Annotated in this window: 25 protein-coding genes; 18 read left to right on the top strand and 7 right to left on the bottom strand. The window is 41.2% G+C overall.

Features of this window, described 5'->3' with window-relative positions:
- Positions 1-83 precede the first annotated feature (83 nt).
- From ACU6U9_RS19015 to ACU6U9_RS18975, 9 genes are all read left to right on the top strand, one after another.
- On the top strand, positions 84-1,568 hold the full coding sequence (locus ACU6U9_RS19015) for an Lcl domain-containing protein (RefSeq protein WP_446736560.1): 1,485 nt from the start codon (positions 84-86) through the stop codon (positions 1,566-1,568).
- A gap of 15 nt (positions 1,569-1,583) precedes the next feature.
- Positions 1,584-4,247 carry a cytochrome c peroxidase gene (locus ACU6U9_RS19010; RefSeq protein ID WP_446736559.1) on the top strand — a complete coding sequence of 888 codons (2,664 nt, stop codon included), beginning with the start codon at positions 1,584-1,586 and terminating at the stop codon, positions 4,245-4,247.
- A 526-nt stretch (positions 4,248-4,773) separates the two neighbouring features.
- Entirely contained in the window at positions 4,774-4,995 is a 222-nt protein-coding gene (locus tag ACU6U9_RS19005) for a DUF4177 domain-containing protein (protein WP_446736558.1), read from the top strand.
- A gap of 1 nt (position 4,996) precedes the next feature.
- Positions 4,997-5,230, top strand: coding sequence for a membrane protein insertion efficiency factor YidD (yidD, locus tag ACU6U9_RS19000; protein WP_446736557.1), 234 nt, complete (start codon positions 4,997-4,999; stop codon positions 5,228-5,230).
- A complete protein-coding gene (locus ACU6U9_RS18995; protein WP_446736556.1) occupies positions 5,231-5,635 on the top strand; it encodes a TM2 domain-containing protein in 405 nt (134 codons plus the stop codon). It begins immediately after the preceding gene.
- 108 nt (positions 5,636-5,743) lie between these two features.
- A complete protein-coding gene (locus tag ACU6U9_RS18990) occupies positions 5,744-6,532 on the top strand; it encodes a M90 family metallopeptidase (protein ID WP_446736555.1) in 789 nt (262 codons plus the stop codon).
- A gap of 87 nt (positions 6,533-6,619) precedes the next feature.
- Positions 6,620-6,910: a hypothetical protein gene (locus ACU6U9_RS18985; RefSeq protein WP_446736554.1), complete on the top strand. Its 291-nt coding sequence runs from the start codon at positions 6,620-6,622 to the stop codon at positions 6,908-6,910.
- Positions 6,907-7,329: a hypothetical protein gene (locus ACU6U9_RS18980; RefSeq protein WP_446736553.1), complete on the top strand. Its 423-nt coding sequence runs from the start codon at positions 6,907-6,909 to the stop codon at positions 7,327-7,329. Before ACU6U9_RS18985 ends, ACU6U9_RS18980 begins: the two co-directional genes overlap by 4 nt.
- A gap of 248 nt (positions 7,330-7,577) precedes the next feature.
- Complete coding sequence (locus tag ACU6U9_RS18975; RefSeq protein WP_446736552.1) at positions 7,578-8,765, top strand: AI-2E family transporter; 1,188 nt, start codon at positions 7,578-7,580, stop codon at positions 8,763-8,765.
- Positions 8,766-8,789: 24 nt separating this feature from the next.
- Here the strand turns inward: ACU6U9_RS18975 and ACU6U9_RS18970 are convergent, their stop codons facing one another.
- Both ACU6U9_RS18970 and ACU6U9_RS18965 read right to left on the bottom strand, forming a co-directional pair.
- The gene (locus tag ACU6U9_RS18970; RefSeq protein ID WP_446736551.1) at positions 8,790-9,437 is read right to left on the bottom strand and encodes a tRNA (adenine(22)-N(1))-methyltransferase TrmK; all 648 of its coding nucleotides are present in this window, start codon (positions 9,435-9,437) and stop codon (positions 8,790-8,792) included.
- 19 nt (positions 9,438-9,456) lie between these two features.
- A complete protein-coding gene (locus ACU6U9_RS18965; RefSeq protein ID WP_446736550.1) occupies positions 9,457-9,831 on the bottom strand; it encodes a helix-turn-helix domain-containing protein in 375 nt (124 codons plus the stop codon).
- A 246-nt stretch (positions 9,832-10,077) separates the two neighbouring features.
- Between ACU6U9_RS18965 and ACU6U9_RS18960 the strand changes: the two genes are divergently transcribed.
- Positions 10,078-10,866, top strand: coding sequence for a PhzF family phenazine biosynthesis protein (locus ACU6U9_RS18960; RefSeq protein ID WP_446736549.1), 789 nt, complete (start codon positions 10,078-10,080; stop codon positions 10,864-10,866).
- A 163-nt stretch (positions 10,867-11,029) separates the two neighbouring features.
- On the opposite strand, the gene ACU6U9_RS18955 is transcribed toward ACU6U9_RS18960, so the two are convergent.
- The 5 genes from ACU6U9_RS18955 to rnt all read right to left on the bottom strand — a co-directional run bounded on the left by ACU6U9_RS18955 (position 11,030) and on the right by rnt (position 15,442).
- Positions 11,030-11,824, bottom strand: a complete 795-nt coding sequence (locus tag ACU6U9_RS18955; RefSeq protein WP_446736548.1) for a hypothetical protein — start codon at positions 11,822-11,824, stop codon at positions 11,030-11,032.
- Positions 11,825-11,993: 169 nt separating this feature from the next.
- The gene (locus ACU6U9_RS18950; protein ID WP_446736547.1) at positions 11,994-13,637 is read right to left on the bottom strand and encodes a type VI secretion system Vgr family protein; all 1,644 of its coding nucleotides are present in this window, start codon (positions 13,635-13,637) and stop codon (positions 11,994-11,996) included.
- A 205-nt stretch (positions 13,638-13,842) separates the two neighbouring features.
- A complete protein-coding gene (locus ACU6U9_RS18945; protein WP_446736546.1) occupies positions 13,843-14,250 on the bottom strand; it encodes a DUF6691 family protein in 408 nt (135 codons plus the stop codon).
- A gap of 1 nt (position 14,251) precedes the next feature.
- Entirely contained in the window at positions 14,252-14,686 is a 435-nt protein-coding gene (locus tag ACU6U9_RS18940) for a YeeE/YedE family protein (RefSeq protein WP_446736545.1), read from the bottom strand.
- A gap of 117 nt (positions 14,687-14,803) precedes the next feature.
- Positions 14,804-15,442: a ribonuclease T gene (gene rnt / locus ACU6U9_RS18935; protein ID WP_446737199.1), complete on the bottom strand. Its 639-nt coding sequence runs from the start codon at positions 15,440-15,442 to the stop codon at positions 14,804-14,806.
- A gap of 227 nt (positions 15,443-15,669) precedes the next feature.
- Here rnt and ACU6U9_RS18930 point away from each other — a divergent pair, with 227 nt between their 5' ends.
- The 8 genes from ACU6U9_RS18930 to eda all read left to right on the top strand — a co-directional run bounded on the left by ACU6U9_RS18930 (position 15,670) and on the right by eda (position 23,148).
- Positions 15,670-16,545, top strand: coding sequence for a flagellar protein MotY (locus ACU6U9_RS18930; protein WP_446736544.1), 876 nt, complete (start codon positions 15,670-15,672; stop codon positions 16,543-16,545).
- Between the two features lie 301 nt (positions 16,546-16,846).
- Positions 16,847-17,842: a type I glyceraldehyde-3-phosphate dehydrogenase gene (gene gap, locus ACU6U9_RS18925; RefSeq protein WP_446736543.1), complete on the top strand. Its 996-nt coding sequence runs from the start codon at positions 16,847-16,849 to the stop codon at positions 17,840-17,842.
- A 1-nt stretch (position 17,843) separates the two neighbouring features.
- Positions 17,844-19,301 (top strand): pyruvate kinase, encoded by a 1,458-nt coding sequence (gene pyk, locus ACU6U9_RS18920; protein WP_446736542.1) that lies wholly within the window; start codon positions 17,844-17,846, stop codon positions 19,299-19,301.
- 11 nt (positions 19,302-19,312) lie between these two features.
- Positions 19,313-20,800 carry a glucose-6-phosphate dehydrogenase gene (gene zwf / locus ACU6U9_RS18915; protein WP_446736541.1) on the top strand — a complete coding sequence of 496 codons (1,488 nt, stop codon included), beginning with the start codon at positions 19,313-19,315 and terminating at the stop codon, positions 20,798-20,800.
- A complete protein-coding gene (gene pgl, locus ACU6U9_RS18910) occupies positions 20,793-21,488 on the top strand; it encodes a 6-phosphogluconolactonase (protein WP_446736540.1) in 696 nt (231 codons plus the stop codon). Before zwf ends, pgl begins: the two co-directional genes overlap by 8 nt.
- Entirely contained in the window at positions 21,475-22,023 is a 549-nt protein-coding gene (locus tag ACU6U9_RS18905; protein WP_446736539.1) for a glucokinase, read from the top strand. Before pgl ends, ACU6U9_RS18905 begins: the two co-directional genes overlap by 14 nt.
- A gap of 16 nt (positions 22,024-22,039) precedes the next feature.
- Positions 22,040-22,516 carry a glucokinase gene (locus tag ACU6U9_RS18900; protein ID WP_446736538.1) on the top strand — a complete coding sequence of 159 codons (477 nt, stop codon included), beginning with the start codon at positions 22,040-22,042 and terminating at the stop codon, positions 22,514-22,516.
- Positions 22,513-23,148, top strand: a complete 636-nt coding sequence (gene eda, locus ACU6U9_RS18895; protein WP_446736537.1) for a bifunctional 4-hydroxy-2-oxoglutarate aldolase/2-dehydro-3-deoxy-phosphogluconate aldolase — start codon at positions 22,513-22,515, stop codon at positions 23,146-23,148. Before ACU6U9_RS18900 ends, eda begins: the two co-directional genes overlap by 4 nt.
- Positions 23,149-23,217 lie beyond the last annotated feature (69 nt).

Raw genomic sequence — 23,217 nt, 5'->3', positions numbered from 1 at the left:
TAATAATTATTATTGATGATAATGATTTATACTGATATTCTCGCCGCCCAAATTTTTAGGTTTACTCAATTTAGAGGGCGAAGATGTTTAATTCCGTGTCAAAATCACTAGCTGTACTGATGTGCTGCTCATTATTATTAACCGCGTGTAAGTTGCCCGGAGAAAAAGACAGCTCTAATTCGGATGTAAAAAGTGATGATCAGCAGCCTGTCGCGCCAATAGATGTAACGCCTCCAGTTGAGCCTATAGTGCCAGTTGAACCTATAGCACCAGTTGAGCCTGTTACTCCGACAGAGCCTGAGATTAATCCGTTAGTGGATACTGAGCGTTTCAATAAAATAAATGAAAAAGGTGCATCATTAAGCCTTGAACAGCAGTTGTTCGATATGAACATTGAGCCTTGGGCCTGCGTGCAGGATAAAAACGCTGACTTGACGTGGCAAGTCCCCCAGGCTAATGGTGATTTCGCCTTTAATCATACTTATTATTGGGCAGAGCGTACGATTAATCATCGAGACTATGGTCGTGCACAATGTGGCTTACTCACTCACGATGGCGAGCCTATCGATTGTAATACTGATGCATTCATTCAACGTGCAAACGACCTAAAACTCTGTGGTAAAACCGATTGGCGTCTAGCCAGCCGTAAAGAATTCAATTCACTATTAAACAAAGAATATGCTAACGAAGCAGAAAATCTGGCGCCGATTAATGCGTTTTATTTCCCTTTTGTTAGTGCGAATGGGGGTGAACTTTATTGGGGAGATGAAGCTGCTAATTATCCTAATGGTCATGACTCTGTCGTAGTCAAAGATGACTGGCAAGGCTCTAATGCACAAGTAGGCTCGGCTTACGGTGTATGGATGGATAGTGATTTTGCTAATGTTAAGGTGCCGCCACGTTCTGCGAATGAGCCGCATTTTGCCATGCTTGTGAGTGGCGAAAAAGTATTGCCCGTGACTCCTGAACCGACAGACGAACGTGTTGACGCAATCACCCAGCTGATGCCGCTAGAAAAGATAGATGACGGTGAAGATGAAAATAATAATTGGAAAAATCGGTTTTCTAAACTGGATGACTTAGCCGTTGAATTAGTCGATCAAGATGCCGATAGTTGGAGCTGCACAGAAGATAAACTGTATAAGACGGCAACGAATGGTTTACAAGACATAAAAATTGTTTGGCAACGTATTACTGATACTGAAAAACAGATGAATTATGCTGCGATTGACACTTACATTGATAACGTCAATACAAATAAGCTATGCGGTAAAACCAATTGGCGTTTGCCTACAGAGAAAGAGTTAAAATCTTTATTAGTTGAATACAACTTCGCTCCTAATTTTCTTGATAAGCGTGCAGGTTATGAAACCAGTGTATTTAATGATCTGGTTGTCGGTAAAAACCATGAAGAGAGCTACTATTGGACCAGTACGGATGATGAATATAGTGATGCCAAAAAATCAGCCGTATCTTTTCAGGATGCGTTTGCCGAGAGTAGTAGTAAAGATAAGCTTACATCATATTATCGTGTACGTTTGATTTCGACATTTTCTTTAAGCAAGTAACAAGTAAATTAATTTATGAAACCATTATTCAAACTCATATCTAATCGCTTGTACGTAATCCTGTTAATATTATGTGTGAGTTTGGTGGGGTGCAGCGAATCCTCAAGTCCCTCCAATGTTGATAAACCACCTTCAGTTATTGATGACGACATAGCGGATAAGACACCTTCGACTATTGATGACGACATAACTGATAAGGAATTAGTCGACGTGATTGATCAGGAGCTGCTTAGTAAGGCCGTGCTTAAAAAAAGTGATGTATTTACTTATCAATTTAAACTGGGTGCACTGCAACAATTACGTTTTATCAACGAAGATCATTTAGGCAAGGTTGTTTTTGTCGATAATAAATTACACTATACAGCGGGCACCTCATTAGGTACTGATATCATACGTTTTGAATTACAATCGTTGGGTGAGGCTGATTTAAATAGTCAGCCTAAAATCATACGTTGGATGTTTTCTATTACCGATGATGAGCCTCGATTTGAGGTTTTATCACATAATACTCTTGATGATGCGGCTTCTGCTTGGTCATGTGTTCAGGATAATGATACTAATGAGGGTGTTACTTGGTTAGTTGCTAATGAAACCAATGCCGCTAACTATGCATGGGGCGGATGGCGCGCTATCCTACCGGGTTTTGATGCACAGTGCGCAGCGACCTTAGGGGGGAGAGAAAATAGTGAGTGCAATACAGAGCATTTAATCTCTACGCTCAATAATAGCAATGTATGTGGTAAAAATGATTGGCGCTTGCCAGAAGCGTATGAAGTAAATAACATTTTTGATGTTAATTACTTATCTGTCGCGGATAACCAGCCGGGTGTTGACCCATTCTATTTTCCGGGTATTGATTTTTCAATGTATTGGCTATCTAAAGATAACGCTGCATTAGGCTTTGATAATCAAGCGTATGGTATGCGCTTTTCTCGTGATTATGCCATTGCAAAAATTGTAAATAAGCGTTTGCCGCAAAAAGTTATATTGGTTTCTGGTGAGGTTAGAGACACCTCTATCCCCACAGAGACGACCGAACCATTAGCGGAAAAAGACAGTTTTATTCGATTGCATGATAATGGTCATCCACTACCTCGATCCCAACAGCAAGACGATTATGCTCAAACGCCATGGCAGTGCTTAGAAGATTTAAGGCCTTTAGTGCGCGATAATATATTTCTTCGTGATGGTAAGTTTGCCAGTAGTTATTGGTTTATTGAAAAAGATAATACCCAGCAGTTTTTAATGTCTGAGCTGGCAGAAATAATAAAAAAGACTAATCAAGATGGCCGCTGCCAACGAAAAGATTGGCGCTTGCCAACGCAAGAAGAGCTAACGTGGTTACTGCATAAAGATATCCATGGCGAGTATGACACGCCTTATGCTGTTTCTCTTAAACACCCCGCTCAAGGGCGCTACTGGGTGAGTAATGGAGATGAGCATTGGTTGCAATCATTTCCACAAACCTCTGATATCGCGCCGACGGCTATTGATGAAAATCATGCTGAGATCACAAAAGGGCATATCTTTTTAGTGGCGCTTGAGCATGAGTATCGTCCAAAAGAAGATGCTCGTTCGGTCAATAATCACCAACAGCCTAGTGCTAACTGGTTGAGGGCGTCTTATGAAGTGCGACCAGAACTATGGCCAGTGCCTTTTATTGATGACGATGTAAAAGATCGTTATCTTGAATTAGGGCCCTTGCCGACAGCGGATTTGTTTGAGGGGATTCCTTACAATGCGGCTAAAATTAGTCTAGGAAAAAAACTATTTTTTGATCCCATGCTCTCACAAAATAATGATGTGTCTTGTGCCTCTTGCCACTCAGCAGAGAAAGGTTGGGCAGATGGTTTAGAAACGTCTATCGGTCATAATCAGTTGCGCGGAAAACGCAATGCGCCGAGTATCGTCAACAGTGCCTTTTTGCCAACGGCATTTTGGGACGGTCGAGCCGATACATTAGAGCAACAAGCGTTAATGCCGATACAAGACCCTGTAGAAATGGCGCAAGATTTGGATGCGCTATTAGTCGAGCTTAATAATACGCCCAGTTACCGTGAACAATTTAAGCAAGTGTTCGCGAGTTCGCCTATCGATCGTCAGCAGTTATCGAGCGCACTTGCTAGCTTTCAGCGCACCATTGTGTCTAATGAGAATAAGTTAGATAAATTCATTCTCCAAGTTGATAAAGAGGGCAGCAGTAACGCTTTAAATGATCAAGAGCTATGGGGCTTGGATGTTTTTCGTCGTAATGGTCGTTGCGTCAATTGCCACATGGGGCCAGAAATGACGGATCATAAATTTGAAAATGTTGGTTTAACATATTACAAGCGATTCTACCAAGATCTAGGTCGATACAATGTGACTAAAAACAGCGCAGATGTCGGTAAGTTTAAAACCCCAAGTTTGCGTGATGTGATGAATACAGGCCCTTGGTTCCACAATGGGCTCGTTGATACTATAGAAGGTCTCATTTCAATGTACTCAGAAGGTATGGCCACGAACGATGCATTTGGCTGGGAAAACTATGATGAAACATTTCCACAATTATCGCCAAAAATCAGACCTTTGAATTTATCATTCAAAGAGGGGCAAGCGTTGCAAGCCTTCTTACAAGCCATTACGGCGGAGACAAGAACCGAACCTGCAACGAAAAAAGACCTGGCAGGCAGTCATTAATATAATAACCATGTAAGAGGGTAGTGATCGTAAGTGCTAACATGCCTGCATGGCTCTTTTTATATACGGTCAGCCCCTGAATAATGGTTCTCAGGGGTATTATTTTAGCGCTAGCAATTTAGGCTGTTAAAATAAATAGGGATATTAAATTTTTACAGCACATTTTCGACCGTTATCTTGCGTAATACGACTGTAGCCACACGTTCACTGGTGTGGTTCTTTTGCCCCGCGTGCTAGCTCAAAAACACCACCCAATAATAGCGCTTTAAATATAGCCAGCATATCTATTCACTGCCTATCGTGTTTAAACGCCATTGTAATCTCTCATTATGAGTTGTGTGGCTCGTTTTGTACTGCATTGTAAATGCAAAACTTAATCGTTACAGATAATCTATGTGTTGAGAGGCAGCGTGGCGGGTATTTAAAATATAATTATCTTGTTTTTTGTTTATAATCAAACGCTCAGGTTTTTAATGCAGTAAGCTTGGGCATTTTATAATGACGTTTAAGAATCTAGGGGAATACCATGAATAACGCTAAATACACGGAATACAAAGTCGTACACATAGTTGAAGGCGGTTGCGGCACAATTTTATTAGGTGCATCAGGCTTGCCATTAAAAAAGATTGAAGCCGAGTTGAATTTATTGGCCGCTGAAGGCTGGCAAATGGTGTTTCAGGTTATTGAAAGAAAAAGGTTCTTGTTGTTCTGGAGCAGAGAAGCCACCATTATTACTTTGGGGCGCTAATGTGTTGAAGCGATTTGTATTGTTTCTAATACAAGGCTATCGAAATTCGGGTGGCAGTAAGCGGTGGTTCGGAATAGAGTGCAATTTCGAGCCAACTTGTTCAGCGTATACTTATAAAGCGATTAACTCGTTGGGAATTGTTGAAGGGATTCGGTTGGGATTTAATCGAATTCGGCGCTGTAATAGGCGGGATTGCATTTGTAAGTGTATCGACCCATTTATGGAGGAGCGTTAATTGTTGAATCAAGATGCGGTAAACGAACACGAAGAGCAGTTGCGCGTACAAATTTCAAGTTTAACGGCAGAGAATCGAAAGACGTTTTACGCTCAAGCTAAACGCCAAATTAAAGACCCTGATACCTATGCTGCGTTGAATTGGTTTTTTATAACGGGTATTCATCACTTTTATTTAGGAAAGTGGGTGCATGGAATCATCGATCTTTTTCTATTTATAGTCGGCCTGGTTTTTATTTTTACTGGTTATATTGAATTAGGTTTTGCGGTGATTATTATCACCTCTATTGTTGAGTCATGGGCACTGTTTAGATCGCAGATAATTATTCAAGATTGGAATAACCAGGTATATAGCGATATTTTGAATTCTATTGGCGCTCGAAGGTCAGATAATACTAAAGATTAATTATTTTAGGTGGAGTATGTAAGAAAATCACCACATGAGTAAATTTAAAAGCTTAGGTGTTAGAATTTAGCACTGTAAAACATTCACCTGTGACAAAACGAGCTAATCATGTTTAAACGATTTCGTAATTGGCGTGAAAATAAACGCATCAAAAAAATGGGATTAACCGCACAGGAATGGGAGTCAGCGGTAGCAGACTGGCCTGTGATGGAACATTATCAAGGTGCTGAGCGTGATGCGCTACGAGACATGACGTTTCGTTTTCTTGTGCGTAAAAGTTTTGTGTCTGGTGCGCAGTTCCAATTTACCACTGAGATGTGTCTAACAATCGCGACAATGGCATGTGTGCCTGTCTTGAAGCTTGGATTGGATTGGTATGATCACTTTCAGACTGTTATTATTTATGAAGGCGATTTTGTGCCGAATCGTCCATACCGTAGTGATGACGGGGTTGTTCACAGTAAAAGTCCGGGTTTAAGTGGCGAAGCATGGCATCGGGGGCCGTTGATCTTATCTTGGAAATCGGTTTGTGAAAGTGGGGCCACTGCTCGCGGTGGTAAAGCGAGTAATGTGGTGATTCATGAGTTTGCACATAAGCTTGATATGCTCCGTGACGGCGCCAATGGCGCACCACCGATGCACCCTGATATGCGCGCCGGTGAGTGGCATGATATCTTTACCGCTGCATGGGACCGGTTGCAGCATGATTTTAAAACGCGTCGTCCTTTGCCACTTGATGATTATGCGTTAACCAATCCTGCTGAATTTTTTGCTGTGTGCAGCGAGACGTTTTTTGAAGACCCAGAAAATATGAAAGAGCACATGCCTGAGGTATACCGGTTATTGTGTCAGTTTTATCGCCAACAGCCTGTTCTTATTGCAATTTCAGCGATGTAATCCCAGTATTTTTATTTAGGCGTGAGTCCTGCTATTGTTTCTAAGGCGAATGGTAGCAAAATAAACTAATTGCACTGGAGAGTAAAAATGGCAGCAAGCAAAAATACAACCAAAAGCGATGAATTAGCGGCCAGCAAAGAAGCGGTGTTGAGCGCTTATGAAAAATTAACCGAAGCCAAAGAGCATTTTAAATCCGCTGCTGAAGCGGCAGGTGTCGATGTTAAAGATGAGGCAATTGAGCAATTACTCAAAGGGCGCGCTAAGGCAGAAGAGCTTGGTAAGCAAACCAGTGAATTTGTTCGCGAAAAGCCACTAGCAAGTTTAGGCATTGCTTTTGTGACGGGCCTTGTTCTTTCTCACTTCTTTTCACGCAAATGATTGAAGCTAAAGATACAAATAATTCAAGTGAGAGTCTTAAAAAACCTGAAATAACGGAAGAGGTGACGCTGCTTATAAACTGGCTACAACAGGCAGTGTCAACAGGTTCTGATATTTTAGAGCTGTTTCAGCTTGAAATGAAACTGGCCATTACAGATGCTAAGCGCTTAATGGTATTAGCAAGGTTATTTGTTCCTATATTGATGCTCACTTGGGTTAGTTTTAGTGCGGCGCTTTCATGGCATATTTATTTACTAGACGAATCTGTATCGCAAGGGTTGATATCTTTTTGTGCCTTTCAGATGCTTGGTCTATTTGGTATTGCTGTGGGGTGGAAGCACTACAGTAAAAGCCTGAAGTTACCATTAACTCGACAGCATATTCGTCAGTTTATTAAAGGTCAAAGCAGTGAGTCGTAACACTTTGTGCCGTAAAATTCGATCGCAGAATAATCGTTTACATGTACGTCAGGTGCAATTCTCTTTGATTAACGAGCAGTCAATGCAAGCATTAAAAAAATACAGTCCCTACTTAGTGGTTGGTGCTGGCCTGCTAGCTGGGGTTGTTGCAAGAGGCGTTGGTTTACGCAGGGTTTACAGTCTTTTACGTACCGGGGGCCGTCTTTATTCTTTCATGATTAGCAGACATGGGTCGCATAATGAGAGTAATGAAAATGGATAAAGAGTCAGAATCACTTGCTTTAAGTGAATCAGCAGCGCCTGCTGTTGCGCCTAAACGTATCGTTTTTAGTTTACCTGTTTATGGTTTGCTGACGCTGTCACTTCTTTATACTTTGTATTTTGCCAAATCATTATTGATGCCGATTATTGTGGCACTTTTGTTTTCGTTGTTGCTGAGCCCTTTAGTGTCGTTGCTTAAACGGCTTTATATTCCTCGCTCTTTATCGGCTATCTTTTTACTTACCTTGATTGGTGGGCCTTTGACGATGCTGAGTATTGAATTGGCAGGTCCTGCACAAAAATGGGTAGAGCAATTACCTAAGCTTTCAGCTCAGCTCACTGAGGAGCTTGATAATATAAGCAAAATTATCAGTATTGACCCCGTGGCTGAAACCAATGAAGTTGTATTGCCTGTAAAGGAAAAAAGCGCTGGTTTTTTTGGATGGTTTAGCAGTGACGAAGATGAAGAGCCAATCATTGTAGAAGAAACAAGTAATAATAGTGTGCTCTTAACACGAGTGACGCAGGGCGGAATGGACATCATTATTTCTATTTTGGTTGCAACACCGTTAGTCCTTGCACAGTTCATGACCTTTCTTATTTTAGTGATATTTTTATTGATCTTTGGCCCTGGTCTGTATGAAAGTTATCTGAAAATGTTACCTCGAGAATCAAGTAACCGTCGTTCGATTGCGCTAATAGGTAAACTGCAAAAAGAATTATCCCGTTACATTATTACGGTAACAATTATTAATGCTGGGCTGGGAATGATTATCGCAGGTGTATTTTGGATGATGGGCGTCAATGATGCGTTACTCTGGGGGGCGCTGGTTGGCTTACTTAATTTTGCGCCCTATCTTGGCTCCATAATGGCTTTAGTGATACTGAGCCTTGCCGGTGTTACTCAGTATGGCATGGAGGCGGTTGCCTTGGTGCCTGCTGCCGTTTACTTTGGAATTAATATGCTAGAGGCTCAGTTTATTACGCCTGCCGTATTAGGTCGGCACATGCAGCTAAATCCATTAATATTAATTTTATGGTTATTGATTTGGGGTTGGCTTTGGGGCGCTGTGGGTGTTTTGGTGGCGGTGCCGTTACTGGTGTGTATCAAACTTGCTGCTGAGCAGTTAAATGTATTTAGCAGGTGGGTGGCCTTAGTAGAAACAAGCTCTTAATGTTTTATAAGGTAAGCTAAGTAGTTAACAAATGTCTTGATACAGTCTTAGTAATTTTTTTGCGTGATGACTGGGCTGTTTTTGATAGTGAGTAATCATGGCATTGCGATACGCTTGATGTTCTTCATTCGCGGTATTCCACATTATGTCACCCACTAAGCTTAGTGGTATTCTAGATTGGTTGCTTACCTGTATTACCTCATAGAACTGGTTGTTGTCTTTTACTATTTGTTCACTGACTAAGCCCAGTTGCAATCTATTTAAGCCTTCACGGACCTTATGTAATTGGCGGACAGGGCATAATATAAAATCTAAGCGCCTGTCTTCAATTAACGTTGAATGGTTACTTATAATGGCGTCCACCATATCGATTAATAAGTCACCCCCGACACCTGCAATAATGACCAAGTGACTGCTTGAGTGCTCTAATTTAATGGCTGCCGCATCTAAGCAGTGGGTGGTCCAATTCTTTTGAAGTTGTGTGATTAAGCGTTTTTCTACTTCGTTAATTAAATGAGGCAATACATCGACAAAATGAATATGGCTATCGGGGTGCTCAGCCATTATGTGCTGTCCTAGGTAGCCATGATCACAGCAGCAATCCCATATATGATCGAAATCATGTGTATGAATCGTGCTGCAAAGAATTGAGAGTCGAGTGCTGAGCTTCATCGTGCTTTATAAATAACGGTTAGATATATTCAATCGAAACAGGTATGCCTGCATCAATGAATTTTTGTCTTAAGCGAAAAAGTGATACACCGTAAGTGTTAATCGGCAGGCCTTCGAATTCAGGGTGTGCGGTTAAATAATCTTCTTCTTCGATATAGCGTTGCAGTACAACAGGTGTTTGTGGTGTTTTTTGTAATTCATCAAAGGCTTTATTTGCCGTGTCTGTCAGTAATTGGTCAATAGCGACTACAGCGTTAATAACGTCGACGGGCAGTTTCTTTTTACCCGATTCCCATTTCCTGATAGAGCGTTCATCCACATCAATCACTTTAACGAGGGTCGAAATAGAAAGGCCAACCGCTTCGCGCAAGGTTTTAAATTCAGCAGGGTGCATGGTGGTAAGCTCTTAATTGATGATAAAGTGAATCGTAATTGTATCAAATACTTATGGTTAGGTATGTTTTTACTGGATGCATGTTGTTTTTTTATGCAAAATTAGCCCACCTAGTCGCGCATTTTTATCGATACGATATTGGTAATTAAGGGGGCTCAGGTATAGTGGTTGTGTCTGGTGTTAATTAAAGTCATAGATGTTCTTGCTCACTAAGTGATCGGGTTGTAATAAAAAGGTTATGAATATATGAATTTACCTATTTATCAGGTAGACGCATTTACTGATAGGGTGTTTGGTGGGAACCCTGCGGTGGTTTGTCCTTTGGCGCATTGGCTGTCAGATGATCTCATGCAAAAAATTGCTGAAGAGAATGCCGTGGCCGAAACGGCGTTTATAGTTTCGTGTTTAGACGGCTCATATGGTATTCGTTGGTTTACGCCTGATATCGAAATGGACTTATGTGGGCATGCAACATTAGCGTCAGCACATGTTGTATTTAGTTACCTAAATAAAGACACAAACGTGGTTAAATTTAGCTCTAAGAGTGGTGAGTTGATCGTTACCAAAGAAAGGGGTTTGTTAACACTGAATTTCCCTTCAAGAAAGCCAATTCATGCCGTGGCGCCGAAGATTATTTTAGACGCTTTTCCAATAGAGCCTGTTGAAGTGTTGAAATCGAGGGATTATATATTGGTCTTTGATTCAGAAGAGGTGATCAAAGATATGCAGCCAAATCAAAAAATACTTGATCAAATTAACTTAGATCCTGGTGGTGTCATTATCACGGCGCCGGGTGATCAGGTTGACTTCGTATCACGATTTTTTACGCCTCAATCCACTATTTTTGAAGACCCAGTGACCGGTTCTGCGCATTGTTCCTTGATCCCCTATTGGTCTGATAAACTAAGTAAAAATAAAATGTCAGCATTACAATTGTCAAAAAGAGTCGGAAAGTTGGAGTGTCTGAATAAACAAGATCGAGTCCTCATATCAGGCCGTGCCGTTACATATATGAAAGGTGAGATTACGCTTTAAATTCTGGTTTATAGGTGGTCGCTATGCGGTTTGATTTAGGTTGTTTTGCCCTAAGCTATGACGCGTCTGAATATGCTATTTGGTTTGTAAACCTAATCTATATTCAACGTGTTTTTTAGTCTTAATTTTTCTGCTTAGCTCTATGCTCACTCCAAGCAAGACTTTAACCAAGCATCAATACAGCGCCACACGTAATTGTGACCAGTGTTGTTTTGATTATTTTGGCTTTTGCTTTCTCTACCATGGCATCACCATCTTTAAAGTTATAAGCTTTCTTCGAAAATTTTAATGGAGATACATCTATTTCGGGCAATAATGCACATTTTATTGTCAGGCCCGCCACCATTTCTGTTTTGAGGCCACCAATAAATTTATTTGAACTGCCTAATTCAGCGGCCGCTTTCCCACCCATCACGACAGATGTTTTGTTGCCAAAAATTGCAGAGTGTTTGTTGCCATTCACAGTGGATGTGTCTGATCCAGTGGTTGTGCTTTTTTTCTCACCATTTACGGTTTTAGATATTGTGGATGCGTTTAACGTAGACTTAATTTTTGAAGCCGTAATTTCCTTTATAGATTCGCCGCTAATGTTAATGTCTTTACTGCGTGTGCTGCCTGTAATCGTGACCTTGCTGCTACCACCTGTTTGAACTCGTTCAGTGTTGCCCTCACGTTCAACGTAAGAATCGCCTTTTTGAATGGTAATAGTATCATTGTGGTTTATTTTAAATTGCTTGTGGTGATTTCTAATGATGTAGTCTATTTCTTTAGGCTGCCAATTTGGGGGAAAGCCATCGGTTAGTGAATTAGTTGGGTTATCGCTATCGTTAATAATGTGTTCCACATAACGAGCGCCGTAATTAAAGGTTTTATGAGGTTCATTATTATCACCTTTTCTAACGGATACTATATTGCCGTCGTGATAGTTGTAACGATTGCCAAATAACTTTCTTACCATGCCTATCTGCTTGTCTATAGTTGGGCTGCTGTTAACTATATTATTCTCATCCATTTCTAATATGTGGTTCAGATCAAAGGAGAATTTGTCACTAGGTTGAACACTTTTTTGATTGGGGAATTTGGCGTGAACTTCTCTATATTGCTGACCAAAAAAATAGGTTGGGTTATCACCCTAAAACAAAGCTAACAGTATCTTGCACCTTATATGTTTGGCCTTGAAGGGCGTCAACATTGTATTCGATGTTGTCGCCATTAAGGCGTTCATCATTTGGAAATTTAATGCCGTTGTTATTCAGTCGATTGTATTTACCCACTGTTGCTGTAGATGAAAATTGCGTCACAATATTACTAGGGGTTGCAGGATTAACAGTGCTTTGTTTATCCATAGGGGCCACAATGCTGAGGTTGAATGATCTTCCTGCTTCAAGACTGAGTTTTCCGCTTGTATGTAAACATGTTGCATAGGGTCGTTCGTTGTTGCTAGGAATAATGGTAGATTGTGAGTTTTCTAGAGCACAGCTAATGTAGGGTAAGTCAGGGTTACCCCCTAAATAGGCTATTTGCACCTCTGTATTAGGAAGTAATGGTATATCTAAGTGATTGTCTTTACCTGCGGTTTGACTTTTTCGCATCCAATGAGAGGCTTGCTGATTATCCATGTAATCAAAGATAACTTTGTAACGACCAAGGTTGTCTCTATGTGCTATTGATGCATTCTCGAAGCTAGAAAAGATTCTGGCCGTTGAAGAAATTGCAGTGGGTATTGGTTTTAAAAGCGCAGGTCTAAAAACGATATTCGCTGGGATGGCAGAAAAGGTTAAATTGAACTCTATCGCATCTTCATTGCGGATTAAGTTCAAGTTAGAGGCTGTGTAATCCACAGAGATAATAAGCAGTTCTAGCGGCTCTTGATTATTACCCATGTCTATTTTTATTGTAAAACCAGCCCTAATATCTTGCGCTGTAGATGATCCGGTATAGATGATATTTTGACATTGCTGCAACTCATATCGTCTTTGGGCAATCAGTAGCCCTTCATCCTCGTTATCAATACCTATTCCGTTAAATTTTATTGATGAATGATCATCATTTGGTTTACCAAATTCTGTCGTAATAATGATGCTATCTTGTTCAGGGTTACGACCTTCTACAGTGACATGGTTGATAGCAGGGGTTTGCTGCATGTTTAACGCCGTGATGGCGTGTTCGACTTGTGAGGTATTTGGGTTCTCGATAAAGTGAAATATTTTTTCAGATGCCTGATAATTACGGTCATCTGCAAAAGTGAGGGTATTCTCTTCGTCGTTATCGAAATAATAATGGATGCCCCAGTGTTCACATAAGCGCCCAATGAAATTGCAATCGCTTTCTTTATATTGATGTATAAAGGATTTTTTAGGTAAGGCGTTCGCGCAACTTATAAAATAGTTTATATGATTGTATTTATTTAAAACCTCCGAAATGACTTCGATCGGCGTTTTCTCAGTATATATATTGGATCGAGTGATGGATTTTAGCTCCCCTAGGGAAGACTGGCACGCTAGCCTGAACTGTAAATTGTGTGGGTCGCTTGAGAAAACCAATTGAAGTGATGTGATAATGCCGAATTTTTTATATGTACTATTGGCTTCATTGTAAAAAATGGTTAGGGGTTGTTTTAAGCAATCTTCTGGTTTGAGTGGCTCATTAATCGGTGTGCTTAACAGTAAGTTAAACGAGAATTCATCAGATATAGATTCATGTCCTGTCACGCTAACTATACTTATACTAGCGTTAATTCCTTCGATTTTAATATCAATGAAATTTTTCATGACCCACTCCAATTTATCTTTTGTTGAAGTAAGGCATTTATTAATGACAGTTTAATTTTGACGGGTATTTACTGCTAAAAATACCAATAAAGCATGAGATATAAAGGAGTGGTAGCGTAACGTGCGGTCCACTCTATTCTCTGTTGGTCTCTACTGACGTGTATTAAAACAATGTTTTTAGGTGAATTAGGTGTCTAGGCGTTATTCATTTGATGAACACTTGTTGTGCCTTAGCCCCTGCAAACATCGCTATCACAAAAATAAAGACTTCATGATACCCATAGCCAATGGCCGCAATAGCGGGCCCAGGGCAGTAACCAACAATGGCCCAGCCAATACCAAATAGAGCAGAACCGATGAGTAAATTTTTATCAATGCTGAGTTTGCTTGGTAAAGAAAATTTAGCAGCGAATACGGGTTTGTTCTGTTTTTCCATTAACCATTGAAAACATGGTGCCGCCACTATCAATGCGCCAACCATGACGAACATTAAACTTGGGTCCCAGTTCATTAGGTCTAAAAAGCGTTGTACTCGTTCTGGATTGTTCATATCAGATGCGGCTAGTCCTGCACCAAATAAAATACCGGCCAGTAGTGCGATAATTTTTTGCATGTTAAATACTCCAACCCAGTATATGACGAAACACATACATGCTCATGATGGCGCTGGCCATAAAGATTAGCGTGGCTACGATGGATCGAATTGAAAAGCGGGATATACCACAAATGCCATGTCCGCTGGTGCAGCCATTACCCATGGCGGTACCAAAGCCCACTAGCAGGCCACCAATAATTAATAATGGTAATGAGTTGTTAGGGGCAGGCGGATAGGCTTGACCTGATAATGCGTGAAACAGCAGTGAGCCAATCACAAGCCCGCCTAAAAATAACAAACGCCAAATATGTGTGGAGGTAGGGGTGGTTAATAACGAAAACGCAATGCCGCAAATTCCAGCAATACGGCCGATGCCTGCAAATAAAATAACAGCGGCTAAGCCAATTAATGCACCGCCACATAACGTATGAATAAATGAAACAGATTCAAACATGATGATCTTTCAAGAGAGAGTGTGCAGGTAGTTTAGCGAAAGGTAATATAAAGACCAAATATCATAACGCCTAATATTAGACGTTAATGATATAAGTGTAGCAATGACTGGGCAGGTTTAGTCCTGGTCTTGTTCTTTTTGATGTTTACGTACAGCCCAATCCCAGCCACCCATGTGGTGCCATTGGTTTACAATCAGAGCAAATAACTCGGCTGTTTTTTGCGTATCATAAAGTGCGCTATGTGCTGCTTTGTTATCAAAGTCGATACCTGCAAGCATACAAGAGCGCGCTAATACCGTGTGGCCTAATGCAAGGCCAGCTAGCGTAGCCGTATCGAATCCCGAAAACGGGTGGAAAGGGTTGCGTTTTAAGTCATTACGTTCAACGGCCGCATTAATAAAGCCCAAATCAAAGTGAGCGTTGTGGCCGACTAATATGGCGCGTTTACAACCTTTGATTTTGATGGCTTTGCGAATCGTTTTGAACATAGCGTCTAGCGCATCGGCTTCGTGTTCATCATCGCGATCTGGGTCAAATGGGTCGATACCCGTAAAATCAAGCGCACTCTGTTCGATGTTTGCACCATCGAATGGCTTAATTTTAGCGGACATCTCTGGGCCAGGCGTCATGAGGCCTTTTTCGTCCATGTCCATGATGACCATGCCCACTTCTAAAAGGGCGTCAGTTTTGGCGTTGAATCCTGAGGTTTCCACATCTACCACTACAGGTAGATAACCACGAAAGCGGTTTGCCATTGGGTTGCTATGAAAATCTGACACGAATTCCCTTAATGTTGCCGTTAAAAAAAGGGAATTGTACCCCAAGGCGCAGTGTAAACCTACTTTATCGCTTTTACATGTGCTGACGGTTTGTAACGTATCCTATATGGTGTTTCAAATTCGAGCTGTTACGGTGATTAGTGGTCAAGAAAGGTCGGGTTTGGCCGATAACTTATGCAGATAACTTAGATTGGGTTTGATTTGTGCGTATCTTTTGTTGTGTTGGCTTGCTGTTGTGGGGCATTTATACCCAAGCGTTAACATTTCAGGCCTCGGTTGAGGAAACTGAATGGCGTTTATCGCCCTCTATTTTTGAGTGTGAATTTGTCCAGCCCATTCCGGATTATGGTGAGGCCGTGTTTTATCATGAGGCGGGTGAAGACTTGATGTTTCACATTAAAACCAAAAAAAATCTAATGGGCCAAGGTGATGCGGCGTTACATATTGAGCCGCCAATTTGGGGCCCTAGCCGATTTGCTAAAGACCTTGGTTTGGTGGCTATTAATCAAACGAATGTCCCATTGAGGGTTGATCCTGGCCGCGCTAATCACATGATGCAGGCGTTAATCAAAGGCATGCAGCCAACGTTTACCCGTAAGGCCCGCTATGATGAAAGCGAGCCCATTAGGGTGTCGGTTTCGGCGGCTAATTTTAATAGCTTTTATAAAGACTACTTAGGGTGTGTTGCGGGCTTGCTGCCGGTTAATTTTCGGCAAGTGGCTAAGAGTAAAGTGCTGTTTAGAGGCGGCGGTGATCGCATAGATGCTGAGTCTAAAAAGAAGCTGGATTTGATTATCCTATATGTCAAAGCGGACCCAAAAGTAAAAGCATTATATATAGATGGCCATAGTGACTCTTCAGGTCGCCGCTATAATAACCGCCGATTGTCTGAATCGCGCGCAATAAAGGTCACAGAATACATGGTTAAAAAAGGTCTAGACGATGAAATGTTTACGACGCGTTATCATGGTGAGCGTTACCCTGTGGCGAGTAATAAAACCGCCTCAGGCCGTGAATTGAATCGCCGCGTGACGATTCGCCTTGAAAAACAAGACGAAGAAGTGGATGTCGAGTTTTAGTTATCCTCTGTTTTTTATGGGGTATCGAGGTTCTATTTCTTAGTGACCTTAGTCCTAATCAGTACGCTGTGAATATCAATATTATCTCCGTTGGCTTTTTTACGACTGTTTAAATTCTGCAACCTTTCCCCCCTAACGCTACAACCTTGATTATCACGGTTATTTAATACGCAAATGGCATTGACCCCATTTGAAATTGAGAATAAGCTTATTCATGTAATCGATTACATTCGATTCTGAACATTAAAAATAACAACTAACGATAGTTCTCCATAAGTCTCAATTCAGAGCAGGTATTTAAATGATTAAAGTGGCAATCAATGGTTTTGGCCGAATTGGCCGTAATGTAGTTAGAGCGCTCTATGAAAAGGGTTATCGTGAACATATCCAAATAGTGGCTGTTAATGATTTAGGGGATGCCGACAAGCTGGCGCACTTATTAAAATATGACAGTGTTCATGGCACTTTCAATTATCCCGTAAGCCATAGCGCTGATAGCATCACGATTAATCATGATGAAATACCATGCTTTAAAGAGCGTGACCCAAAGGCGTTGCCATGGGCCTCTCTAGATATAGATGTTGTATTTGAATGCACTGGATTTTTTACAGAAAAAGAAACAGCCCAATACCATATTAAAGCGGGCGCGAAGAACGTCATGATTTCTGCGCCAGCGAACGGGGCAGATAAAACCATTGTTTACGGCATTAATCATCATACTTTGACTCGTCATGATCGCATTATTTCAAATGCTTCTTGTACCACCAATTGCCTTGCGCCGGTTGCCAAAGCATTGCATGACAGTGTCGGCATTGAATCCGGTTTAATGACAACGGTACATGCTTTTACTAATGATCAACAATTAACAGATGGTTACCACAGTGATTTACGTCGTGCTCGCAGTGCAACGTCATCAGTGATTCCCACGAAAACAGGTGCGGCGTCTGCAATTGGTTTAGTGATGCCTGAGCTTATGGGTAAATTAGATGGTTTGGCGGTCAGGGTGCCGACTAATAATGTGTCACTGGTTGATTTAACGTTTATGGCCTCGCGTGACACGACGGTAGATGAAATTAATCAAGCATTGGTCAACGCAGCGAAAGACTCTGCTGTTATGAGTATTAATGAGCTGCCGCTAGTGTCGATCGACTTTTTACATAATGACTCATCGTCTATAGCGGACATAACACAAACAAAAGTGAATGGTAAATTAGTAAAAGTATTGGCTTGGTACGATAACGAATGGGCATTCTCAATGCGTATGCTAGACAATACCTTAGCATGGTTGGAGCAATAAAATGACTAAACTAGATTCTGTAAAGCCACGCACAAAAATAGTTGCCACCATTGGTCCTGCAACCGATACATTAGAAAGCATCGAGTCATTATTATTAAGCGGCGTTAATGTTGCGCGCATTAATTTCTCCCATGGCAGCCATGGTGATCATCGTCGTCGTGTGGGTTATATTCGTGAAGTAGCGAAAAAGCATCAACTGGCTGTTGCGATACTAGGTGACTTACAAGGCCCAAAAATTCGCATTGCGCGCTTTAAAGATGACAAGGTGAAACTGTCATTAGGTCAAACATTTATTTTGGATATGAATCTGCCAACTCATGAGGGCGATGTATACCGTGTGGGTGTGGACTTTCCTTCGCTGATTGACTCCATAAAGCGTGACGATATTTTACTGCTAGATGACGGGCGTATTCGTTTAAACGTTACGTCAATTAAAGGATCCGAAATACACACGACTGTCATCATGCATGGTACGTTACAAAACAATAAAGGCATCAACAAGATGGGTGGCGGATTGTCGGCACCTGCGTTAACGGACAAAGATAAAAAAGATATTCCGGTAATTAGTGAATTGAAAATGGAATACGCAGCGGTGTCTTTTCCGTGTTCAGCGCAAGATATGATCGAAGCCAAAGCGTTACTAAAAGAAGCTGGTAGCTCAGCACTGGTCATGGCAAAAATTGAGCGTGCAGAAGTGGTTGAAGATGAATCATTAATGGATGAAATCATTGAAGCATCCGATGCCATCATGGTTGCTCGTGGCGATTTAGGCGTTGAAATTGGTGAGGCGGGCCTAATTGGTGTGCAGAAAAAACTGATTAAACGCAGCCTGCAATTGAATCGCCCTGTGATTACAGCGACTCAAATGATGGAATCCATGATTGAAAAGTCGATGCCGACACGCGCTGAAGTATTTGACGTGGCCAATGCTGTTTTAGATGGCACAGATGCCGTCATGTTGTCTGCAGAAACCGCGAGTGGCCTTTATCCGGATGAAGTGGTTTCTACCGTTAGAGAAATTTGTTTAGGCGCAGAAAAGCACGATTCGAAAAGCCATGTTATCCCTTTAGACGAAATGGCCGATCATGCCTCCAGTTTGGATAATGCAATTGCAAAAGCGGCTGTAAAAACCGCTCGAATTATGCCGGATATTAAAGCCATTATTTGCTTAACCGAGTCAGGTAATACGCCATTATGGGCGTCACGTTTAAATACACATATTCGAATTTTTGCACTTACACCACATGTGGCCACGTTTAATAGCGTGAGCTTGTTTAAGGGTGTGCAGCCAATTATGTTTGATCCCGTTGATTTTAAAGTAGGCAGTGTGAGTCGTCATGCACTTGAATTATTGAAAGAGTTAAAGTTAATCTCTAAAGGTGAAAGAGTGATTTTAACCATGGGAGATAATATGTCGATTCAAGGCAGTACCAATACACTTAAAATTCTACAGGCTTAGGAGTAGGATCTGTGTCTGATATTAGCCCGCATTTAGATGAAAAATCGAAGCATGTTTTTCTTATTTTTGGAGGTAATGGTGATCTTGCCATGCGCAAGTTATTACCGGCGCTTTATTATCTAGAAAAAGAAAATTTGCTTAATCATGTTGACCGCATAATTGGATTATCCAAAACGTTTATTAGCGACGACGAATACCGTGAAAAAGTATTAGAAAATTTACAAATTTTTATTAAAGAAAATGAAGTGGATGCAAACGTATGGGAGCGCTTTAAAGTTAAGTTGAGCTATATTCCTATTGATTTAAGTTCAGATGATGCGTTTCATAGTTTGGTTGAAAAAAAGCCCGTATTTGAAAGACGTCATGTTTTATCCTATTTGGCATTGGATCCTATTTTTTTTGGGGCAGCTTGCCAATCATTGCATCTGGCTAGTTTGATTAATGCACACGCACGGGTTGTATTAGAAAAACCCATTGGCACTGATTTAGCATCATCTATCGCAGTGAATGAAAAAGTGGCTCATTATTTTAGTGAATCACAAGTGTTCCGCATTGATCATTATTTAGGTAAAGAAAGCGTACAAAATTTATTGGCGTTACGTTTTGGTAATTTCATCTTAGAACCGCTATGGAAAAACAGCGGTATTGATAATGTTCAAATAACCGCATCCGAAACAGTCGGTGTTGGTAATCGTTGGGATTTTTATCATAATGCCGGCGCCATGCGAGATATGGTACAAAATCATTTGCTGCAACTTTTGTGTTTGGTTGCCATGGAAGTCCCTCTTAACTTTCACCCAAAAGATGTACGTGATGAAAAACTCAAGGTGCTCAAGTCATTACGAAAGATTACTTCGAATGATGTGTCAGAGCATACTGTACGCGGCCAATATGAAAGTGGCTCTGTTAATGGCGAGGCGGTGAGTGGTTATGACGAAGAGGGCTCATATACTAGTCAAACAGAAACATTTGTTGCAATACGCGCCCATATTGATAATTGGCGTTGGCGTGGTGTGCCGTTTTATTTACGCACCGGTAAACGGTTAGCTAAACGTTACAGTGAAATTGTGATTCAATTTAAATCGGTACCTCATTCTATTTTTTATCAAGAAAATGAACAGCAAAACTTGCAGCCCAATAAATTAGTGATTCGTTTGCAACCGGATGATGGTATCGAATTGACACTGATGAATAAAGTGCCTAGCTTGAGTGGCGGGCCTATGGTACTAGGGCAGAAGTCATTAAAGCTAGACTTTTCAAATGTAGAAAAAAGTCAACCTATTGATGCATACGAACGATTGTTGTTGGATTTCATTAATGATAATCAAACGTTATTTGTAAGGCGTGATGAAGTAGAAGCGGCCTGGAATTGGGTGGATCCAATTATAAATGCTTGGAAGCAGTCTGCTGCTCCAGCGAAAAAATACGCGGCAGGCAGTTTTGGCCCAGCCAGTTCGTTGGCTCTGCCCTTAAAAGATGGATTTGAATGGCATGAATGAGTTTTCTGGTTTTGATTCGCTAATATCAAGTCTTAGTGAGAAAATTGCAGTGCAGTTGAATGCTGCAATTAAAACAAATGGTCATGCTTTGTTGGTAGTATCAGGTGGTAATTCACCAAAACCATTATTTGAGGCATTATCAAATATTGATATTCAGTGGCACAATGTCATAGTGACATTAGTGGATGAGCGCTGGTTAGACAGTACGCATATAGACAGCAACGAGTTATTGATACGACGATCGTTGTTAACGAATAAGGCGAAGAGAGCTCGGTTTGTTCCACTTAAAAGCGCAGTTGTTAGTGCTAAGCAAGCTCAAGAAAGTTGTAATCTGGTATTGCAGTGTTTGCCGGATACAATTGATGTTTTGTTATTAGGCATGGGGGATGATGGTCATATGGCATCCATTTTCCCGTGTGCGGATCAGCAATCTTTAATGACAATATTAGATGAGCGCAATCCATTAAGAGTCATGGCTATTCAGCCAAGAGAAGCACCTTATGAACGAATGTCATTAACGGCGTCTTATTTACGTAAAAGCCGCAGTACCTATTTGCTTCTTAAAGGCGAAAGTAAATTGCAGACTTATCACAAGGCTTTGAGCGGTGCCAATGTTATGGAAATGCCGATACGCATATTTATGAATCATGTTGGCGGCAAAATGGAGGTGTTTTATGCCGCTAACTAATACGGGTAATACATTAATGACGCTTAAGCACTATTATTTAGTGGCCGATATTGGGGGAACCAACGCGCGCTTTGCATTATCAGATGCACAGACTCACCAAGTGGTTGTTCAAGAAAATTTTAACTGCGAAGACTATGACAACATAGACGCCGCAGTTGGCTCTTTTTTGTCAAAATATGTAAACGATTACGTCATTAAATGTGCTTGTTTTGCTGTGGCGGCACCTATTATGGGTAATCGGGTGACGTTTACTAATAACCATTGGTATTTTGATGTTGATAAATTAGAAAAAAAATTAAAGTTAAACAAACTTCTTGTTATCAATGATTTTAAAGCACAAGCATGCTCAATCCCTTTTTTGCAAGACACAGACACACAGGTTTTAATAAAGCCCACTAAAACATTATCAAAAGACTTACCGATTGCCATTATTGGTGCGGGCACCGGGTTGGGTGTGGCCAGTTTGCATTATATTGATGCATCATACATAGCGATGACAAGTGAGGGAGGGCCATGCAGGGTTTACACCGAGTAACGATATAGAAAAAGAAGTGCTTTCATACTTAATGTCTCGTTTTGGCTACGTGACCCGTGAGCACATATTATCAGGTCCTGGTCTCGTCAATTTGTACCAAGCATTGGCTTATATTTATAAAGAAGATGCACCATTAAGCGAGCCTAATTTAATTACGCAAGCGGCACTTGAGCATAATGATCCTTTGTCTTTAAAAGTATTAACCATGTTTTGTCAGATAATGGGTGCGGTTTGTGCGGATGTTATTTTGACACAAGGCAGTAATGGCGGGTTATATATTGCAGGAGGCATTGCGCCAAAAATTCAGAAAATTTTTGAGCAAGGTGCGTTCGCAGAACGATTTTTACGAAAGGGCAGTGCGTATGAGTTTTTGCGTTATACGCCTGTTTATCTTATCACCCAGCCATCAACGGGTTTAATCGGCGCGTCCGCTGCGTTACAACAATATAATCAGGGTTTGCCCGTCAGTGATCTTGTAGGTAATTTAATATGAAAGCAAATAGTGTTGATCAAATACTCACAGCAACGCCTGTCATGCCTGTTATTGTCATTGATGATTTGGCCGATGCCGTGCCACTTGCGAGAGCGTTAGTAGCTGGTGGTATCAAGGTGTTAGAAATTACGTTGCGCAGTTCCGTCGCGCTTGAAGCCATTGCAGATATTATTGCCAATGTACCGGATGCGATTGTGGGAGCTGGGACTATCACCTCGGTTGAGCAACTTGAACAGGTCGAGGCGTTAGGTGTTCAGTTTGCTTTAAGTCCTGGTATAACAGAAAGCTTATTGATCGCGGCAAAAAAAATGCAATTGCAGTATGTTCCAGCCGTCGCAACCCCCAGTGAATTAATGCTGGGGTTAGAGCATGGGTTTGACCGCTTTAAGTTATTCCCTGCCTCGGTAGTGGGAGGGCGCGAAATGTTGAAGGCATTAAATGGTCCTTTTCCTGAGATTGGGTTTTGCCCAACAGGCGGTTTAACACTTGATAACTTTGCTCAAGTATTAGCCCTTCCCAATGTGAAATGTGTTGGTGGCTCTTGGCTTGCACCTAAAGACCTTGTTAAGAAAAAAGACTGGAAGGCGATTACTGAGCTGGCATTAACCACTGTTGCGAAAAGCAACGGTTGAATTAATGCCAAATGTGTATTGAATAGATTACAATCTAACAAAATGAAATCTGTGAACAGCAGTGGAAGG

The sequence above is a fragment of the Pseudomonas sp. HK3 genome (assembly GCF_052920985.1).
This window is presented reverse-complemented; position numbering and strand designations above follow the sequence as displayed.

Excerpts from the sequence above, each read along its gene's own strand:
- rnt (WP_446737199.1), bottom strand. The coding sequence starts at position 15,442 with ATGGCAAACCGCTTTCGTGGTTATCTACCTGTAGTGGTAGATGTGGAA.
- ACU6U9_RS19015 (WP_446736560.1), top strand. The coding sequence starts at position 84 with ATGTTTAATTCCGTGTCAAAATCACTAGCTGTACTGATGTGCTGCTCA.
- ACU6U9_RS18945 (WP_446736546.1), bottom strand. The coding sequence starts at position 14,250 with ATGCAAAAAATTATCGCACTACTGGCCGGTATTTTATTTGGTGCAGGA.
- ACU6U9_RS19005 (WP_446736558.1), top strand. The coding sequence starts at position 4,774 with ATGAATAACGCTAAATACACGGAATACAAAGTCGTACACATAGTTGAA.
- ACU6U9_RS18980 (WP_446736553.1), top strand. The coding sequence starts at position 6,907 with ATGATTGAAGCTAAAGATACAAATAATTCAAGTGAGAGTCTTAAAAAA.
- ACU6U9_RS18905 (WP_446736539.1), top strand. The coding sequence starts at position 21,475 with ATGCCGCTAACTAATACGGGTAATACATTAATGACGCTTAAGCACTAT.
- ACU6U9_RS18940 (WP_446736545.1), bottom strand. The coding sequence starts at position 14,686 with ATGTTTGAATCTGTTTCATTTATTCATACGTTATGTGGCGGTGCATTA.
- ACU6U9_RS18985 (WP_446736554.1), top strand. The coding sequence starts at position 6,620 with ATGGCAGCAAGCAAAAATACAACCAAAAGCGATGAATTAGCGGCCAGC.
- ACU6U9_RS18965 (WP_446736550.1), bottom strand. The coding sequence starts at position 9,831 with ATGCACCCTGCTGAATTTAAAACCTTGCGCGAAGCGGTTGGCCTTTCT.
- ACU6U9_RS19010 (WP_446736559.1), top strand. The coding sequence starts at position 1,584 with ATGAAACCATTATTCAAACTCATATCTAATCGCTTGTACGTAATCCTG.
- pyk (WP_446736542.1), top strand. The coding sequence starts at position 17,844 with ATGACTAAACTAGATTCTGTAAAGCCACGCACAAAAATAGTTGCCACC.
- ACU6U9_RS18960 (WP_446736549.1), top strand. The coding sequence starts at position 10,078 with ATGAATTTACCTATTTATCAGGTAGACGCATTTACTGATAGGGTGTTT.
- ACU6U9_RS18950 (WP_446736547.1), bottom strand. The coding sequence starts at position 13,637 with ATGAAAAATTTCATTGATATTAAAATCGAAGGAATTAACGCTAGTATA.
- ACU6U9_RS18990 (WP_446736555.1), top strand. The coding sequence starts at position 5,744 with ATGTTTAAACGATTTCGTAATTGGCGTGAAAATAAACGCATCAAAAAA.
- ACU6U9_RS18975 (WP_446736552.1), top strand. The coding sequence starts at position 7,578 with ATGAAAATGGATAAAGAGTCAGAATCACTTGCTTTAAGTGAATCAGCA.
- pgl (WP_446736540.1), top strand. The coding sequence starts at position 20,793 with ATGAATGAGTTTTCTGGTTTTGATTCGCTAATATCAAGTCTTAGTGAG.
- ACU6U9_RS18955 (WP_446736548.1), bottom strand. The coding sequence starts at position 11,824 with ATGGTAAGAAAGTTATTTGGCAATCGTTACAACTATCACGACGGCAAT.
- eda (WP_446736537.1), top strand. The coding sequence starts at position 22,513 with ATGAAAGCAAATAGTGTTGATCAAATACTCACAGCAACGCCTGTCATG.
- gap (WP_446736543.1), top strand. The coding sequence starts at position 16,847 with ATGATTAAAGTGGCAATCAATGGTTTTGGCCGAATTGGCCGTAATGTA.
- ACU6U9_RS18970 (WP_446736551.1), bottom strand. The coding sequence starts at position 9,437 with ATGAAGCTCAGCACTCGACTCTCAATTCTTTGCAGCACGATTCATACA.